This window comes from Microbacterium aoyamense, from assembly GCF_023155855.1.
Taxonomy (GTDB): Bacteria; Actinomycetota; Actinomycetes; order Actinomycetales; family Microbacteriaceae; genus Microbacterium; species Microbacterium aoyamense.
In genome coordinates this window covers 918598-934449 of the sequence record NZ_JAKNUT010000001.1, presented here as the reverse complement: position 1 = coordinate 934449, position 15852 = coordinate 918598, and the positions used below count along the sequence as shown (strand labels likewise).

Sequence of the window (15852 nt, the reverse complement as noted above, 5' to 3'; positions counted from 1 at the left end):
TTGAGCGAGGGCCGAAGCGACGAGACGTCAGTAGGCCAGTGCGCGGTCGACGGCCTCGAGGACGCGGTCGGCGTCGGGCAGATAGACGCCCTCGAGCTTGGCCGCGGGGAACGGGACGTCGAAGCCCGACACGCGCAGCACGGGTGCCTCGAGCGCGTAGAACGCCTTCTCCATCACGGTCGCCGCGACCTCGGAGCCCACACTGACCGAGCCGGGCGCCTCCTGCGCGTAGACCATGCGGCCCGTCCGTCGTACGGAGTCGAGGATCGGCCCGTAGTCGATCGGCGAGAGGGAGCGCACGTCGACGACCTCGCACGACGTTCCCTCGGCCTCGGCGAGCGCGGCCGCCTGCAGAAGGGTCGTCACCATCGCGCCGTGGCCGACGAGTGTCACATCGGTTCCGCGGCGCACGACGCGCGAGGCGTGCAGCGGCACGGCGCGTGCCGACGTGTCGACTTCGCCCTTCTGCCAGTACTTCGCCTTCGGCTCGAGGAAGATCACGGGATCGTCGGACGCGATCGCATCCTGGATCATCCAGTACGCGTCGTTCGCCGTCGACGGGCTCACGACCCGCAGTCCCGGGGTGTGCGCGAAGTAGGCCTCGGGGCTCTCCTGGTGATGCTCGACGGCGCCGATGTGGCCGCCGTACGGGATGCGGACCACGACCGGCAGCGCCAACGAACCTTCGTGCCGGTTCGTGAGCTTCGCGAGCTGCGTCGTGATCTGGTCGAACGCCGGGAACACGAACCCGTCGAACTGGATCTCGATCACGGGACGGAACCCCGCCATCGCGAGGCCGATCGCCGTGCCGACGATGCCCGACTCGGCGAGCGGCGTGTCGAGCACGCGTCGGTCGCCGAACTCGGCCTGCAGGCCCTCGGTCACGCGGAACACACCGCCGAGCCGGCCGATGTCCTCGCCCATGAGCAGGACGCGATCGTTCGCCGCCATCGCGGTGCGCATTCCCGCATTGAGTGCCTTGCTGATGGGCATCACCGTCGTCGTGTCGCTCACGAGGCACCGCCCTCGAACGAGGCTTCATAGTCCGCGAGCCACGCGCGCTGCTCATCGATGAGCGGATGCGGCTCGCTGTAGACGTGCGCGAACATCGCCTCGCGGTCGAGGCCGCCGAGCGCCGAGGTGCGCACGCGCACGTCGTCCGCCACGGCGGCGGCCTCGGCATCCACGTCGTCGAAGAACGCGTCTGATGCGCCGCGCCCCGTCAAGTACGCGCGCATGCGCTCGATGGGATCGCGGCGCGCCCACGACGCCTCTTCGTCGGACGTGCGGTACTTCGTCGGGTCGTCGCTCGTCGTGTGCGCGCCCATGCGGTAGGTGAGCGCCTCGATCGCGCGGGGGCCCGCTCCCGAGCGCGCCTCGTCGAGGGCCGTCCGCGTGACGGCGTAGCTCGCGAGGACGTCATTGCCGTCGAGTTGGATGCTGGGCATGCCGTACCCGTCGCCCCGGCGCACGAGCGGCGCGGGCGACTGCGTCGAGACCGGCACCGAGATCGCCCACTGGTTGTTCTGCAGGAAGAACACTTCGGGTGTGCGGTAGCTCGCGGCGAAGACCATCGCCTCGTGCACATCGCCCTGGCTCGAGGCGCCGTCGCCGTAGTAGACGATGACGGCCTCGTCGCGCTCGGGGTCGCCCGTGCCGCAGCGCCGGTCGAACACGAGGCCCATCCCGAGGCCTGTCGCGTGGAGCGTCTGCGAGCCGAGCACGAGCGTGTAGATGTGCGTGTTGCCGTTCTTGGGGTCGGTCGGATCCCAGCCCCCGTGCGTCAGCCCGCGCATGACGCGGATGATGTCGATCGGGTCGACGCCGCGGATCCGCGTCACGACATGCTCGCGGTAGGAGGGGAAGATGTGGTCCTGCGCGCGTGCCGCGCGTGCGGAGCCGACCTGCGCGGCCTCCTGGCCGAAGCTCGGCGGCCACAGCGCGAGCTGCCCCTGCCGCTGCAGGTTCGTCGCCTGGCGATCGAAGGCGCGGATCACGGTCATGTCGCGGTAGAGGACCTCGAGCTCGGCATCGGCGAGGCCATCGATGAGAGCGAGGTACGGCTCGGCGGCGGGGGTCGGCGCAAAGCGGCCGTCCGCGTCGAGGATGCGCACGAGGCCCGACTCCTCGGCCGGGCTGGGCGCAGCAGACAGGGTCTCGGGCGTCGTCACCGTTCTACGCTAGCCCTCGCGCTGGATGGGCTTCCGGGAGGTCTTTCACAACGGATGCCGCGATCCGTAGGACCTTCTCGACAGACTCTTCTTCGCCGATCGAGATGCGGATGCCGTCGCCGGCGAAGGGCCTGACGATGAGTCCCGCCGCCTCGAACTCTCCCGCGATCGACATCGTCTCGTCGCCCGCGGGCAGCCACACGAAGTTGCCCTGCGCTTGCGGCACGGCCCACCCGCCCTCGCGCAGCGCGGCCGCGAGCCGGTCGCGGCGCTCGGCGATCGTCGTGACGCGCTCGAGCAGCTCTGCTTCGGCGTCGAGGCTCGCGAGGGCCGCCGTCTCGCCCTGCAGCGTGACGGAGAGCGGGATGCTGGTGCTGCGCGCCGCGTCGAGGATGCGCGGATGCCCCACGGCGTAGCCGACCCGCAGCCCTGCGAGTCCGAACGCCTTGGAGAAGGTGCGAAGCACGACGACGTTGTCTCGCCCCGCGTTGCCCAGGACGAAGAGGCCGTCGACAGCATCGGGGTCGGTGACGAACTCGGCGTACGCCTCGTCGAGGATGACGAGCACGTCGGGCGGCACCTGAGCGACGAAGTCGTCGAACTCGGCCTGCGTCACGATCGGGCCGGTCGGGTTGTTCGGGCTGCACACGATGATCGCGCGCGTGCGGTCGGTGATCGCGGCCGCCATCGCGGGAAGGTCGTGCCGCGCGTCGACCGTGAGCGGCACCTGAACGGCGGTCGCACCGGCGACGACGGCGAGCCACGGATACGCCTCGAACGACCGCCAGGCGTAGATGACCTCGTCGCCAGGGCCCGAGGTCGCCTGCACGAGCTGCGCGAGGATCGCGACGCTGCCGGCGCCGATGTGCACGGCGTCGGCCGAGACGCCGAACCGCTCGCCGAGCCGCGCGCGCAGGCGAGCGGCCGAGGCATCCGGATACCTGTTGACCGACGTCGCCGCCTGCAGAGCCTCGACGACGCCGTCGAGTGGATCGAAGGGATTCTCGTTGCTCGAAAGCTTGAACGCCTCGGCCCCCGCCTGCTTGCCCTGCTTGTACGCGGGCAGGGCGGCGATCTCGGGACGAACGCGGATCGGGATGTCGGAGGTCACGCCCCGAGTCTAGGAGGGCGTCCATTCCGTGGGCGGTAGATACCGAAATGGCACCTTGATACCATTTCGGTATGGCAATGACGGTGCGACTCCCGGAGGAACTCGACGCTGCGCTCGACGCGCTTGCCGAGCGCAGGCACACGTCCAAGCACGCACTGATTCTCGAAGCGACGGAGTTGCTGTTGAGCAGTGACTCGAAGACCGAGCGCGCGACATCGATCGCGCAGAGTGTCCGTGCTCGATACGGGGAACTGCTCACGCGCCTCGAAGACGCATGACCGACTATCTCGAACTGCCTCAGGCGGCCGCCATCGCCGCGGACATGGGCCTTCACGTCCGTGATCTCGGCCTGCTCTCTTCGGCGCTCGCTCGGCCGTCGAGCTCGATGTTCGGCATCGAGGCGTACGTCGACATCTTCGATAAGGCCGCTGCGCTGATGTCGTCGCTCGCGCAGAACCATCCCTTCTTCGACGGCAACAAGCGATTCTCGTGGGTGGCGACCCTGACGTTCCTCGAACTGAACGGCCACGTGGTCGTCATGTCGACGGACGACGCGTTCGAACTCGTGCTCGACGTCGCGCAGAGTCGACTGGAGGTGCTCGAGATCGCGGCACGATTCCGCACCGGGGCCGCGGGCTGATCGAAATGCCTCTGCGCGAGCGCTGCGCGCCGTGGCAGACTGGCCGGACTATGGGCTTCCTCATCCGTGTCGTCGTCAACGCCTTCGCCATCTGGGTCGTCACCCTGATCCCGGCGCTGCAGGTCTCGGTCATCGCCTTCCCGCCGGGCGAGACCCTGCAGATGGTGCTCACACTCCTGCTCGTCGCAGCGATCTTCGCGATCGTCAACACGATCATCGGCACCGTCATCAAGGTGCTCGCCTTCCCTATCTACATCCTCACGCTCGGGCTCATCGGCCTGATCATCAACGCGTTCCTGCTGTGGTTGACGGCGTGGATCACGACGTTCTGGAACTTCGGCCTGCGCGTCGAGGACTTCTGGTGGGGCGTCGTGGCGGCCCTCATCATTTCGCTCATCAACTGGATCTTCGGGATCTTCCTGCGACCGAAGCAGAAGCGGGACTGACGGCGTCGAGGCGCTCCGCGGAGTACTCGACGACGTCGACCTCGACCGCCGTCCCGAGCTCGGCGAACGTCTCGCGCACGGCGTCGACGCGCGGATCGGTGGATGCATCGACCTTCGCCGCAGTGTCGGCGTAAGCGCTGATGCCGTGGGACGTCAGGCCCGGGTCCTCATCGAAGACACGCTCGACCACGAAGCTGCCCGGCGCCCCGACGGGTGCGGCGTGGCCGCCCCCGGCGAGTGCGGCGACCGCATCGTCGCTGTGCCTGATCCCGACGCTCACGGTGCCCGGCCCGACATCGGCCTCGACCGGCGAACCGAACGTCACGAGCGTGCGGGTGTCGTAGCCGCCCTCGAGCGCGAGGTGCGCTCCGACCATCGCGCCCTGCGAGTGGCCGATGATGTGCACGGTGTCGCCGGGCCGAGCGCCGGCCGCTTCGAGCGCTCGCGCAGTCGCGGCGTAGGACGCGGACTTCTCGCCGGCCCAGAGCTGCACATTGGACTCGTTGTCCCACGGGTCACGGCCGCCGCGGACCGCGGCATCCTTCATCCCGGCGATGTACGTCGCGTACTGCTTCGATCCGTCGCGCATCGTGTAGACCTCGACGCGTACGCGGGCGTCGCCGCTCGGGATCCGCTGCGCGGCAGCCGCGAGCCCCGACGGCGCAGTCGTCGTGCCCGACCCGACCCGCACGATGGCGACGGCGGGCGCGTCGCCGGTCAGGCGAGAATTCCGTGCCACCCGCCCCTGCCCGCCGAGGCCCGCGGCGGTGACGCCCCCGATCGTGAGCCCGCCGAGCACCACGCCGCCCACGACGCCCGGCAGGAAGCCCATCGCCTTGCCGAGGCCCTCGCCGAAGAAGGTCTCGAACATGCCGCCCAGGTCGTACCCGAGCTGTGTCGCTTCGCGCACGAGCTCGGACGGCCACAGGACGGCCCTTTCGAACTCGAAGAGGTTCGCCCTACCCATCGCGTCGGGGTGCAGCCGCATGATGTCGTCGCGGCGCGCCTCGATCCGCGCGAGCGCGACCTCGTCGCCGGCGAGCCGCGCAGCGGTGTGCTGCGCGTTGAGCTCGACGAGCTCGTATACGGTGGCCGCCGAACGCAGATCGGCCGCGATCGCATCCGCGTCGGCCATCGTCTCGGCGAGCCGCGCCAAGAGCACGGATGCGCTGCTGGCCGCCCCCCACGCGACGTCGCGCTCGGCGAAGAGCATGAGTTGGAGCGATCCCAGTCGGTCCCGCAGCGCGTCGAGCTCGGCTCGCGTCGTGTCGAAGCGGGATGCCGCGTCCCGCAGCGTCTGCGTGTCGACGGCCACCGCGCCCCCGCCGCGGATCTCGACATCGCCGGTCGGCGGCGGCGTCGGCCGGTCGGTCCCCGCATCCGGCCGAGGACGGACCCCCGGATCGGTCACGGGCACGCCCATTCAGAGCGAGAGCGCGCGCTCTCGCGCGCCTGTACGGCATCGATCCGCGTCGTCTCTGCGAGGCAGCCCAAACCCGATACCGTGCCCGCCCACCGCGTCGCCTTCTCGTGGAAGGCCACCGCCGCGCGGGCCTGCCAGTCGGTGGCGGCAGCGAGCGATCGAGCGATGTGGGCGACGTCGAGCAGGCGGTCCGAGAGGCGTTCGAGCTCACGCACGACGACGTCGAGTTCGGGCGTCGCCGCGGGAGCGCAGGCGGAGAAGGTCATTCACCGATGGTGCGCGTCGGGCGGGCGCCATCCGCAACGTGACGGGGCTTCTGTGGACGAAGCCTGGCACATGTCATGTGGGGAGGAACGGGACGCGGCATCCACTCCCGAAGTCGGGGAGTGGATGCCGCCCCTGCATCCTGCGAGGAACCCTCGCTAGTTCAACGTGAACGTGTAGGTGTTCGTGTTTCCGGCGACGTCGTAGACGACCATCGTGTTCAGACCGCGCACTGCTCCGAACGTGCCCGGCTTGAGGAAGTTCACGTCCGACCAGGTGTTGTTCGTGAGGTCCTTCACCTTGCCGTTGATCGAGACCTTGTCGATCTTGCCCGCGTCATACAGCTTGTAGCTGAGCAGGTCGTACGTCGATCCCGTCTGGACGGTGAAGTTCGACCCGGCCTTGACCGTCGCGGTCGGCTTCGTCCGATCGGGCTTGATCAGGTCGAGGCCCACGACGACCGGGTCGTGGTCGCTCGAGCGGTACGCGTCAGGTGCGTAGAGCGCATCCTGCGCGGGCTGCTTGAACGACGTGTCGTAGTCGATCAGGCTCGGCTCGTCGGCGTTCACGTTCCACACCGCCGCATCGGCCACTTCACCCGCGATCGCGGCGCCCGCGAGCGCGTGGTCGAGCGAGCCGAGCATCCCGTCGAACACGTACGTGTACGAGTCGGCGTCCGCGACGTCGGTATACCCGGCGGCGTAGAGAGCCTGCATCGGGTCCTCCTGCGCGTACGAGTTCAGGTCGCCGAGCACGAGCTCCCGCCCGGCACCGATCCCCGTCGGGTCGGTCGCGAGCCAGTCGGAGAGCGCCGAGGCCGCCTGCGTGCGCACCCCGTTGCAGTTGCCCTGACCGTTCGGATCGGTCGGATCCCCGACCGCGTTGCAGTCCGAGCCCTTCGACTTCAGGTGGTTCACGACGACCGCGAAGGTCGCACCCGACGCGTCCTCGAACGCCTGGGTGAGACCCGGGCGGTTGAAGTCGTCGAGCCAACGGGCATCCTTCGCCTCGTCCATCAGCTGGAACGCGCCCACCGGCGTCACCGACGCGGGCTTGTAGAGCAGCGCAGTCGTGATGACGTCCGTGCCGATGACGCCCGTCTCGACGTAGTCGTAGACCTCGGCGCCGAGCCGCTCGTTGAGCGCGGCCGTGAGCGCCGCGACAGCCGTTCCGTTGTTCTCGATCTCGATCAGGCCGAACACGTCGGCGTCGATCTCGGCGAGCGCCGTGACGATCTTCGCCTCCTGACGCTCGAACTCCTCGGGGTTGTTCGCGCCGCGCGCATCCGGACCCGTGAGCGTCGTGAAGTAGTTGAGCACGTTGAAGCTCGCGACCTTCAGCGCGCCCTCGACCTCCGGCGCCCCGGTGCGCGCGTTGCCCACTGCGAAGTCGGCACCCTGCGTCGGCTGGATCGCCCACGTGTCGAATCGGTAGTCCAGCACGCCGGTCGTGTTCGTCACGAGGTCGCCGCTGCGGAACGTGTTGTCGAGCGTGAACACGTCGCCGTTCGGGTGGATCGCGGGGTCCGGGTTCTGGTTGCTGCGACCATCATCCACGGTGAGGGATGCCGCGATGTTCTCGTCCGCGAGGGCGATCGCCTCGGGCGAACCGGCGTCGTACAGCTGCGTCGGCTGGTACTGGCGGCCGACCGTGAGCGAAATCGTGCCGTAACGCGCGAAGTCGAACGTCTCGCCGATCGCGAGCTGCTGCGGCAGCGTCACACGCATGCCCTCGAGCGCCTCCTTCTGCTCCGCCGTCGCGGGGAGCGTGAGCGGCGTCGCAGCGGGCAGCTCCGCGCCCGTCGCGCAGACCTCGAGGTCGCCCAGGGTGATCTGCGTCTGACCGAAGGCCTCGTTCACGGTTCCCACGACGTTGACGACATCGCCGGGGTTCACGGCCGCGCCGCCGACGGCGTAGACGAACACCGCGTCGGAGGTCGCGGCATCCCCGTCACCGGAATCCTGCACGTAGTACCCGTTGAATCCGCCCGTCTGGAAGTCGCCCACGACGGTGCCCTCGACACGGACGGTCGTCCCCGGCACGGGGGTGGTGGCTCCCGCACCCTGGATCGAGCCGATCGTCACGACCGGCAGATCGCAGCCCGCCTCGACGGCGGGCGGATCCACCGGCGGATCGACGGGCGGCTCGGCGTCGCTGCAGTCGGTCGTGTGGATCCCGAGCCCGTCGAAGGTGTCGGTCGCGAAGCCGTCCCACTCGATGGATGGGTCGAAGACGTCGGAAGCGTTCGCGTCGCCCGCGCACACGTCTGCCTGGCGCCGCAGGGTGTTGTCGGCCGTCGACACCAGCCCCGTTCCCCACTCGGTGCCCGGGTCGAAGCCGACCTGCCCGAAGGCGTCGATCGCCGTGCCGCCCTTGGTGAGCACGATGGCGTCGTCGCCGTTGAACCAGTTCGCGCTGCTCGTCTGGTCGGCGGTCGCGAGGATCGTCGCGTTCGCCGAGCCGTGCGCGACCACATGGACGTCGCCGCTCGCGACCGCGCCGTTCAGCGGAATCGTGAGCCCGGCCGTCGTCGCTCCGTTGAAGTAGTACGAGAGGGAATAGCCGCCCGCTGACAGGTCGATCGAGGCAGCGGTGCCGTTGTAGATCTCGACCGCCTTGTTGTTGCTCGACCCCTCGATGACTTCGCTGATCAGCAGGTCGGGGGGTGGCGCGGCGTGTGCCGGAGCGGCGCCGAGCAGCGCTGCGGCGGTGACGACCGCGACGGCGATCACAGACGATCGGAGCGGGGGACGACTCACGAGAACCTCCATCTAGACGCGAAAAGGGACCCTTTCGGGCCCCCAGGACACTCACGCTACGGGCGTGGTGCCGGTCGCGGAACCCCTTGCGTGTATCCATCCGGTGAACGATGATCGACGGCACCCCACCGCGCGGGCCAGAATGTAGGTCATGTCGGCGACCCCCGTGGATCCTTTCCGCGTCGTGTTCGTGTGCACGGGGAACATCTGCCGGTCGCCGATGGCCGAGGTCGTGTTCCGTGAGGCGGCGGATGCCGTCGGCCTCGGCAGTCGTGTCGTGTCGACGAGTGCGGGCACGGGCGACTGGCACGTCGGCGAGCAGGCCGATCAGCGGACGATCGAAGCGCTCGGACGCCGCGGGTACGACGGAACGCGGCACAGGGCACGCCAGTTCACGCACGACGACTTCGCGAACAGCGACCTCGTCATCGCGCTCGACCGCAGCCACGAGCGCATTCTCCGCGGATGGGCGCGCGACGACGGCGACGCCGACAAGATCGCGCTGCTCCTCGCGTTCGATCCGCACGCGGCGACCCTCGACGTGCCCGACCCGTACTACGCGGGCCGGGGGATGTTCGATGAGGTGCTCGGTATGATCGAGAGCGCGAGCCGGGCGCTCTTCCGGCAGCTCGAACCCGCCATCCGACCGGCCATCTGAGTGCCGGCGCACGAACGGACGCTTGTGACCTCTCTGCCTCCCCAGCCCCTCAGCCCCCTCGACGGTCGCTACCGCACCGCCGTCACCGGACTCGCCGACTACCTGTCCGAGGCCGGACTCAACCGGGCCCGGGTCGAGGTCGAGGTCGAGTGGCTCATCGCGCTGACCGACCGCTCGCTCTTCGAGACGTCGCCCCTGACCGACGACGACAAGGCGCGGCTGCGCGCGCTCTACCTCGAGTTCGGGCAACCCGAGATCGACTGGCTCGCCGAGCGCGAGGCGATCACCCGCCACGACGTCAAGGCCGTCGAGTACCTCGTGCGCGATCGGCTCGACACTCTCGGCCTCACCGCGATCGCCGAGCTCACCCATTTCGCCGCGACGAGCGAGGACATCAACTCGGCGTCGTACGCGCTGACCGTCAAGCGGGCCGTGGTCGCCGTCTGGCTGCCCAAGCTGCGGGCCGTCATCGCGTCGCTGCGATCGGCGGCGATCGCGCACCGCGATGCCGCGATGCTCTCGCGCACGCACGGTCAGCCCGCGACGCCCTCGACGATGGGCAAGGAGCTCGCCGTCTTCGCGTGGCGGCTCGAACGAGTCGCGGCGCAGATCGAGGGCGGCGAGTACCTCGCGAAGTTCTCGGGCGCGACCGGCACGTGGTCGGCGCACCTCGCCGCCGAGCCGTCGGTCGACTGGCCGTCGCTCTCGCGCGAGTTCATCGAGGGCCTCGGCCTGGACTTCAACGTGCTGACCACGCAGATCGAGTCGCACGACTGGCAGGTGGAGCTCTACGACCGCGCGCGTCATGCCGGCGGCATCCTGCACAACCTCGCGACCGACATCTGGACCTACATCTCGATCGGCTACTTCACCCAGATCCCCGTCGCCGGCGCGACGGGGTCGTCGACGATGCCGCACAAGATCAACCCGATCCGGTTCGAGAACGCCGAGGCGAACCTCGAGATCGCGGGCGGGCTGTTCGCGACGCTCGCCTCGACCCTCGTGACGTCGCGGATGCAGCGCGACCTCACCGACTCGACGACGCAGCGCAACATCGGCGTCGCCTTCGGGCACTCGCTGCTCGCGCTCGACAACCTCGAGCGCGGGCTCAAGGAGATCTCGCTCGCCGAGGACGTGCTGCTGGCCGACCTTGACGCCAACTGGGAGGTCCTCGCCGAGGCGATCCAGACCGTCGTGCGCGCCGAGATCGCGGCGGGTCGGTCGTCCATCAGCGACCCCTACGCGCTGCTCAAGGACCTCACGCGCGGCCGCCGCGTCGGTGCGGCGGAGCTCGCCGAGTTCGTGCAGGGTCTCGACATCGGGGATGCCGCGAAGGAGCGCCTGCTCGCACTCACCCCCGCGACCTATGCGGGCCTCGCGTCGAGGCTGGTCGACGAGCTGCACTGAGCAGTGATCGATCGCCGAGCGTGAAGCGCTCAGGATCGATCGGCTCGAAAGTGCTGCGAACGGCGGCATGCGACGCGTTCATCCTGAGCTATGCGCGTCGCGGCGCGCGGAACTGTCGCCGAGGTCAGCGACCGCAGCAGGGAGCTAGGCCTTCGGGGCCTCGCCGGGCTCCGGGGCATCCGGAGCGGCGTTCTTCTCGTCCTTCTCGACGAGGATCGGCTTGTCGACGGTCTTCGTGATCTGCGCGGGGTCGACCGCGAGCAGCAGCAGCGCCACGACGACGAGCACGACGATGAAGGTGATGCCCGCGACGACGGCCGCGACGACCAGCGCGCGCTCGGACTGACCCTCGAACCGCTGCTGGAAGAAGCCCATCGACACAAGCGTCACGATGCCCGCGAACAGCGCGGAGCCGAAGGCGAGCCCGAGCAGCTGCACGGGCTTCATGAGGTCGCGGCGGGTGGGGCGGTCGGTCACGCGGCGTCCTCGGTCGTGGGGGTGGATGCCGGAGCCGCCGCGCGCGGCGAGAACCCCGCGATCGCGAGGTACACCGCGACGATCGCGGCATAGCCGCCGAAGATGCCGACGGCGATCGTGATGCCCGTGAGCGTGCCCTGAATGTCCTCGACGGCGTACGGCAGGGCGAAACCCGTCGGCACGCACAGGAGCGCCAGTCCGAGCATGATCGAGATGATGCCGACGACGAGCGCATCGCGGCTGTCACCACGTGGTGCGACCGCTGCGGGTGTTCCGTCGGACCAGGGGGCGATCTCGCCGGGTTTGAGTTCGCGCGGCTTCAGCGCGCGCAGACCGCGAGCGCCGGCGACGGTCTCGATGACACCCGTGATGACAGCCCACGTGACGACGATCGCGAAGAAACCCGTGATCGTGCGCAGCGGAGTGAGTCCGCCGGCCATGCCGGCGAGCAGCGTCACGATACCCATCAGGATCGACGGCCAGCGCGCTCCGGCCGGGTACACGAGCCACGCGGCGGCGAAGTGCACGAGAGCCGTCGCGATGGCGAAACCGCTGAAGACGGCCACCCCGACGACCGCCGAGTGATCCGAAGAGAACGTGATCATGACCGTCGCGATCGCGGCGAACGCGGCGCGCGCGAGCTGCACGTGGCGCACCTCGAAGGTGCGAGCGGCGGCGGTGTCAGACACAGTGGATCCTGGGATTGCGGAAGGGATGCCTCCAGTCTAGTTTGTGCCGCCGGTCGACCCGACCCGGGTGATACCGTGCGACCGTGCCCGATCGCGTCATCCACGTCTCCGCCGCCGTCATCACGGACGAGAGCGGTCGACTGCTGCTCGTGCGCAAGGCCGGCACGACGGCGTTCATGCAGCCGGGTGGCAAGCCCGAGCCGGGGGAGTCGCCCGCCGAGACGCTGTCGCGCGAGCTCGAAGAGGAGATCGGCGTGCGGATCGCCGCCCACGACCTGCGATCGCTCGGCTCGTTCACGGCGCACGCGGCGAACGAGCCGGGGTTCCTCGTCGTGGCGGACGTCTTCGAAGCCGACCTGGACGGCGCCACACCGGTCATCGCGGCCGAGATCGAGGAGCTGCGCTGGGTCACGCGCGCGGATGCCGACGAGCTCGAGATCGCGCCGCTCGCGCGGACCTACTTCCTGCCCGCCTGAGCGGCGTAGGCGGTTCACGTCGCAAACCGTAGGAGATTTCGCGGTCGACGTCGCCGAAGGTCGCCCCGGGCCCGAATCTCCTACGTTCTGCGACACTCACGCGTCGAAGCGGCCGAGCGAGGCCTCACCACTGGCTCTTGCGGTAGTCCTTGAGGAAGATCCCGTAGAGGTCTTCGCCCGCCTCGCCGCGGACGATCGGGTCGTAGACGCGCGCGGCTCCGTCGACGAGGTCGAGCGGCGCGTGGAACCCCTCTTCGGCGAGCCGCACCTTCGTGTAGTGCGGGCGCTCGTCGGTGATCCAGCCCGTGTCGACCGCCGTCATGAGGATGCCGTCGGTCTCGAACATCTCGCGCGCGCTCGTGCGCGTGAGCATGTTGAGCGCCGCCTTGGCCATGTTGGTGTGCGGATGCCCGGGGCCCTTGTATCCGCGACCGAACACGCCCTCCATCGCCGAGACGTTGACGACGTACGTGCGTCGGGCGGGAGATGCCGCCATCGCGGGCCGCAGGCGCGAGACGAGCAGGAACGGCGCCGTCATGTTGGCGAGCTGCACTTCGAGCATCTCGAGCGGCTCGACCTGGTCGACCGACTGGGTCCAGCTGTTGATGTGGTTCTCGTCGGGCACGAGGCCGCCCGCGTCGATCGCCGTTCCGGCGGCGAGACGCTCGAGCGACGACGACCCCGCGGCCATCGCCTCGGCCGTGAGCTCTTCGGCCGTGCGGGCGGCCGACGCGAGGATCGGATGCGCGGACACCGACTGCGCCAGCGCGAGCGGATGCGCGTCGTTCGTGTGCCCGAAGGTCAGGAGCTCGGGGAGCGGGCCCGTCGGAAGCGGCGCGAGCTCGGCATCCACCAGCGGCTTGTATGCCCCCGTCGAGCGCCGCACCGTCTGCGCGGCGTTGTTGATGAGGATGTCGAGCGGGCCATCGGCGGCGACCGCGTCGGCGAGCGCGATCACCTGGGCAGGGTCTCGCAAGTCGATGCCGACGATCTTGAGCCGGTGGATCCAGTCAGGCGAGTCGGGCAGCGCCGAGAACCGGCGCACCGCGTCGCGCGGGAACCGCGTCGTGATCGTCGTGTGCGCGCCGTCGCGCAGCAGCCGCAGCGCGATGTACATGCCGATCTTGGCGCGCCCGCCCGTGAGCAGCGCGCGCTTGCCGGTGAGGTCGGTGCGGGCATCCCGCTTCTCGTGGCTCATGGCCGCGCACTCGGGGCACAGCTGGTGGTAGAACGCGTCGACGAGCGTGTACGGCTGCTTGCAGATGTAGCAGGCGCGCGGCTTGATGAGCTCGCCGGCATGGGGCGTCTCGGTGCGCGCAGCGAGCGGGATGCCGCGGGTCTCGTCGTCGATGCGGTCGGGAGCACCCGTCGCCGTGGCCGCGACGACGGCTCGGTCAGCATCGGCGATCGCCTGGCGCTTCTCTTTGCGGGACTGCCGCTTGACGTCCTTATACATCTTGCCGGTGGCGCGGCGCAGCGCGATGTAGTCGGGATCTTCGGGATCGAGGGATGCCGTCGCTTCGATGACCCGCAGGGCGATCGCGAGCTCTTCGGGGTCGATCGAGCCGGCGGCGGGAGTCTCGGAGGTCACACGGGATTGTACCGAGCGCCGGCTGGACGAAGCCCCGGTCAGGACTCCAGCACGCGCACGACGGACGCCGCCGCGGCATCCGCCCCGAAGTGATCGTCGGCCGTGATCGTGACGACCGCATCGCCCTGCAGGATGACGAGCTGCCCGTACGCGCCGTGGATGCGCCACGCCGCCCCGGGCCCTGCCCACGCCCCGAGCGAGTAGCCGGCATACGGCGGCTCGGAACCGGTGACCGACCATTCCGTGCCGAGCGCGCCCACCCATTCCGCGGACACGAGCTGCGAGCCCTCCCACACGCCGCGGTCGCGCACGAGCAGGCCGATACGGGCGAGCTCCTCGGTGCGCAACCAGAGCCCTCCGCCCGCCTCGATGTACCCGTTCGGGCATCGGGTCCAGTCCGGCGCCTCGATCCCGAGCGGCGCGAAGAGGCGTGACCCGAGGTACTCGGCGACATCACCGACGCGGGTATCGAGCACGCGCATCGCGGTGTACGTGCTGGCATTCGAATATTGGAATCCCCGCCCGGCCGAGGGCCGCGACAGGAACTCGCGAGCGAGATCCGGCCAGTCCGTCATGAGCGTCGGCGTCCACGGGAAGTCGACGCCGCTCGTCATCGACAGCAGCCGACGCAGCGTCATCTCGCGGTCCGCGACCTCGAACGACGGCAGGGACGTCGCGATCGGCTCGTCCACCGAGATCGCACCCTCGTCCACCGCGATGCCGACCGCGAGGAAGCACACGGCCTTCGCCGCCGAGTGGATGTCCTCCCGGACGTCGGGCGTCCACCGATGCGCGGCCACTTCATCACCGACGCGCACGTGCAGGCCGTGAGCTCCGAAGCCGGATGCCTCGATGTCGGCGACGATCGCGTCGCGGACACGCTCGGCGGACGTCACGCCGACGTCGGGAAGATCTGGCCGATCGGCTCGCGCTTCTCGGCCTGGAAGGTGTCCTCGGTGCGGCCGCGCGCCCAGTAGCCCGAGAGCGACACCTGCGAGCGCTCGAGTCCGCGCTCGTCGAAGAGCGCACGGCGCAGCTGCTTCATGGACTCGCGTTCCCCGTGCGCGAAGACGTCGACGTGACCGTCCCGCCACGACAGGTCGCGCACCGCGTCGGCGAGGAGGGCGGTGGGATGCGACGCATCCACGATCCACCGCACGTCGACGCCCACGGGTGCGGCGATCGGCAGGATGGCGTCTTCGGCGTCGACCTCGATGATCGCGGCGCCGACGGCATCCGTCGGCAGCGCCTCGAGCGCCGCGGCGATCGCCGGCACGGCCGAGAGGTCGCCGAGGAGCAGGAACCAGTCCGCCTCGGAGTTCGGGAGGTAACCACCGCCCGGACCCATGAAGCTGAGCCGCGCACCCGGCTCGACCGCGGCGGCCCACGGGCCCGCCAGCCCCTCGTCGCCGTGCACCACGAAGTCGAGGTCGAGCGTCTGCGCCTCGGCGTCGACCGTGCGCACCGTGTAGGTGCGGGTCACGGGGTGACCTTCGGGAGCCGTGAAGCGCAGCTTGACGTACTTGTCGGTGTCGGGGCGGTCTTCGAACCCTGCGAATCCTGCGCCGCCGAGCGTGACGCGCACGAGGTGCGGGCTGAGCCACGTCGTGCGCACCACCTCGAGCTCGATGAGCGGTCGGGGGGCGCGGGGAGTCGTGCGAGAGGTAAGGGCCACCTAACTACGCTACCCCGGTATCAGCGGCTCTGGCCCCGCGCTCTGTGCGAGAGGAGGATCGCCCC

17 protein-coding genes are annotated in these 15852 nt (G+C 69.6%); 6 read left to right on the top strand and 11 right to left on the bottom strand.

The features are described 5' to 3' along the window. Positions 1-27: 27 nt before the first annotated feature. The 3 genes from MA876_RS04840 to MA876_RS04830 are packed head-to-tail and all read right to left on the bottom strand — an operon-like array spanning position 28 to position 3282. Positions 28-993 carry an alpha-ketoacid dehydrogenase subunit beta gene (locus tag MA876_RS04840; RefSeq protein ID WP_248147179.1) on the bottom strand — a complete coding sequence of 322 codons (966 nt, stop codon included), beginning with the start codon at positions 991-993 and terminating at the stop codon, positions 28-30. 17 nt (positions 994-1010) lie between these two features. Next, positions 1011-2171, bottom strand: a complete 1161-nt coding sequence (locus tag MA876_RS04835; protein WP_248146556.1) for a thiamine pyrophosphate-dependent enzyme — start codon at positions 2169-2171, stop codon at positions 1011-1013. A gap of 4 nt (positions 2172-2175) precedes the next feature. Next, positions 2176-3282: a histidinol-phosphate transaminase gene (locus tag MA876_RS04830; RefSeq protein ID WP_248146554.1), complete on the bottom strand. Its 1107-nt coding sequence runs from the start codon at positions 3280-3282 to the stop codon at positions 2176-2178. A gap of 71 nt (positions 3283-3353) precedes the next feature. Here MA876_RS04830 and MA876_RS04825 point away from each other — a divergent pair, with 71 nt between their 5' ends. From MA876_RS04825 to MA876_RS04815, 3 genes are read left to right on the top strand one after another with little or no spacing between them, the layout of a single operon-like run. Continuing rightward, a complete protein-coding gene (locus MA876_RS04825) occupies positions 3354-3560 on the top strand; it encodes a ribbon-helix-helix protein, CopG family (RefSeq protein ID WP_248146552.1) in 207 nt (68 codons plus the stop codon). Then, positions 3557-3922, top strand: coding sequence for a type II toxin-antitoxin system death-on-curing family toxin (locus MA876_RS04820; RefSeq protein ID WP_248146550.1), 366 nt, complete (start codon positions 3557-3559; stop codon positions 3920-3922). The genes MA876_RS04825 and MA876_RS04820 overlap by 4 nt, the downstream gene beginning before the upstream one ends. 50 nt (positions 3923-3972) lie before the next feature. Continuing rightward, positions 3973-4368: a phage holin family protein gene (locus tag MA876_RS04815; RefSeq protein WP_248146548.1), complete on the top strand. Its 396-nt coding sequence runs from the start codon at positions 3973-3975 to the stop codon at positions 4366-4368. Here MA876_RS04815 and MA876_RS04810 read toward each other — a convergent pair. The 3 genes from MA876_RS04810 to MA876_RS04800 all read right to left on the bottom strand — a co-directional run bounded on the left by MA876_RS04810 (position 4319) and on the right by MA876_RS04800 (position 8814). Next, on the bottom strand, positions 4319-5779 hold the full coding sequence (locus MA876_RS04810) for an alpha/beta hydrolase family protein (RefSeq protein WP_248146546.1): 1461 nt from the start codon (positions 5777-5779) through the stop codon (positions 4319-4321). The genes MA876_RS04815 and MA876_RS04810 overlap by 50 nt on opposite strands. Then, positions 5776-6057, bottom strand: coding sequence for a hypothetical protein (locus tag MA876_RS04805; RefSeq protein WP_248146545.1), 282 nt, complete (start codon positions 6055-6057; stop codon positions 5776-5778). The genes MA876_RS04810 and MA876_RS04805 overlap by 4 nt, the downstream gene beginning before the upstream one ends. Positions 6058-6213: 156 nt before the next feature. Beyond that, complete coding sequence (locus tag MA876_RS04800) at positions 6214-8814, bottom strand: ExeM/NucH family extracellular endonuclease (RefSeq protein WP_248146544.1); 2601 nt, start codon at positions 8812-8814, stop codon at positions 6214-6216. A 151-nt stretch (positions 8815-8965) separates the two neighbouring features. On the opposite strand from MA876_RS04800, the gene MA876_RS04795 reads away from it, so the two are divergent. Both MA876_RS04795 and purB read left to right on the top strand, forming a co-directional pair. Beyond that, positions 8966-9472 carry a low molecular weight protein-tyrosine-phosphatase gene (locus MA876_RS04795; RefSeq protein WP_248146543.1) on the top strand — a complete coding sequence of 169 codons (507 nt, stop codon included), beginning with the start codon at positions 8966-8968 and terminating at the stop codon, positions 9470-9472. A gap of 24 nt (positions 9473-9496) precedes the next feature. Next, positions 9497-10879 carry an adenylosuccinate lyase gene (gene purB / locus MA876_RS04790; protein ID WP_248146542.1) on the top strand — a complete coding sequence of 461 codons (1383 nt, stop codon included), beginning with the start codon at positions 9497-9499 and terminating at the stop codon, positions 10877-10879. A gap of 144 nt (positions 10880-11023) precedes the next feature. Here the strand turns inward: purB and MA876_RS04785 are convergent, their stop codons facing one another. Continuing rightward, complete coding sequence (locus MA876_RS04785; RefSeq protein ID WP_308221637.1) at positions 11024-11356, bottom strand: amino acid transporter; 333 nt, start codon at positions 11354-11356, stop codon at positions 11024-11026. Continuing rightward, positions 11353-12045: an acyl-CoA synthetase gene (locus MA876_RS04780; protein ID WP_248146541.1), complete on the bottom strand. Its 693-nt coding sequence runs from the start codon at positions 12043-12045 to the stop codon at positions 11353-11355. The genes MA876_RS04785 and MA876_RS04780 overlap by 4 nt, the downstream gene beginning before the upstream one ends. Positions 12046-12128: 83 nt before the next feature. Between MA876_RS04780 and MA876_RS04775 the strand changes: the two genes are divergently transcribed. Then, positions 12129-12521, top strand: a complete 393-nt coding sequence (locus tag MA876_RS04775) for an NUDIX hydrolase (RefSeq protein WP_248146540.1) — start codon at positions 12129-12131, stop codon at positions 12519-12521. A gap of 124 nt (positions 12522-12645) precedes the next feature. On the opposite strand, the gene MA876_RS04770 is transcribed toward MA876_RS04775, so the two are convergent. Genes MA876_RS04770 through MA876_RS04760 form a run of 3 tightly spaced genes read right to left on the bottom strand, consistent with a single transcriptional unit; the run spans position 12646 to position 15787 of the window. Then, on the bottom strand, positions 12646-14112 hold the full coding sequence (locus tag MA876_RS04770) for an SDR family NAD(P)-dependent oxidoreductase (RefSeq protein WP_248146539.1): 1467 nt from the start codon (positions 14110-14112) through the stop codon (positions 12646-12648). A gap of 38 nt (positions 14113-14150) precedes the next feature. After that, positions 14151-15008 (bottom strand): serine hydrolase domain-containing protein, encoded by an 858-nt coding sequence (locus MA876_RS04765; protein ID WP_248146537.1) that lies wholly within the window; start codon positions 15006-15008, stop codon positions 14151-14153. Then, complete coding sequence (locus MA876_RS04760) at positions 15005-15787, bottom strand: siderophore-interacting protein (RefSeq protein ID WP_248146536.1); 783 nt, start codon at positions 15785-15787, stop codon at positions 15005-15007. Before MA876_RS04760 ends, MA876_RS04765 begins: the two co-directional genes overlap by 4 nt. Between the last annotated feature and the right edge of the window lie 65 nt (positions 15788-15852).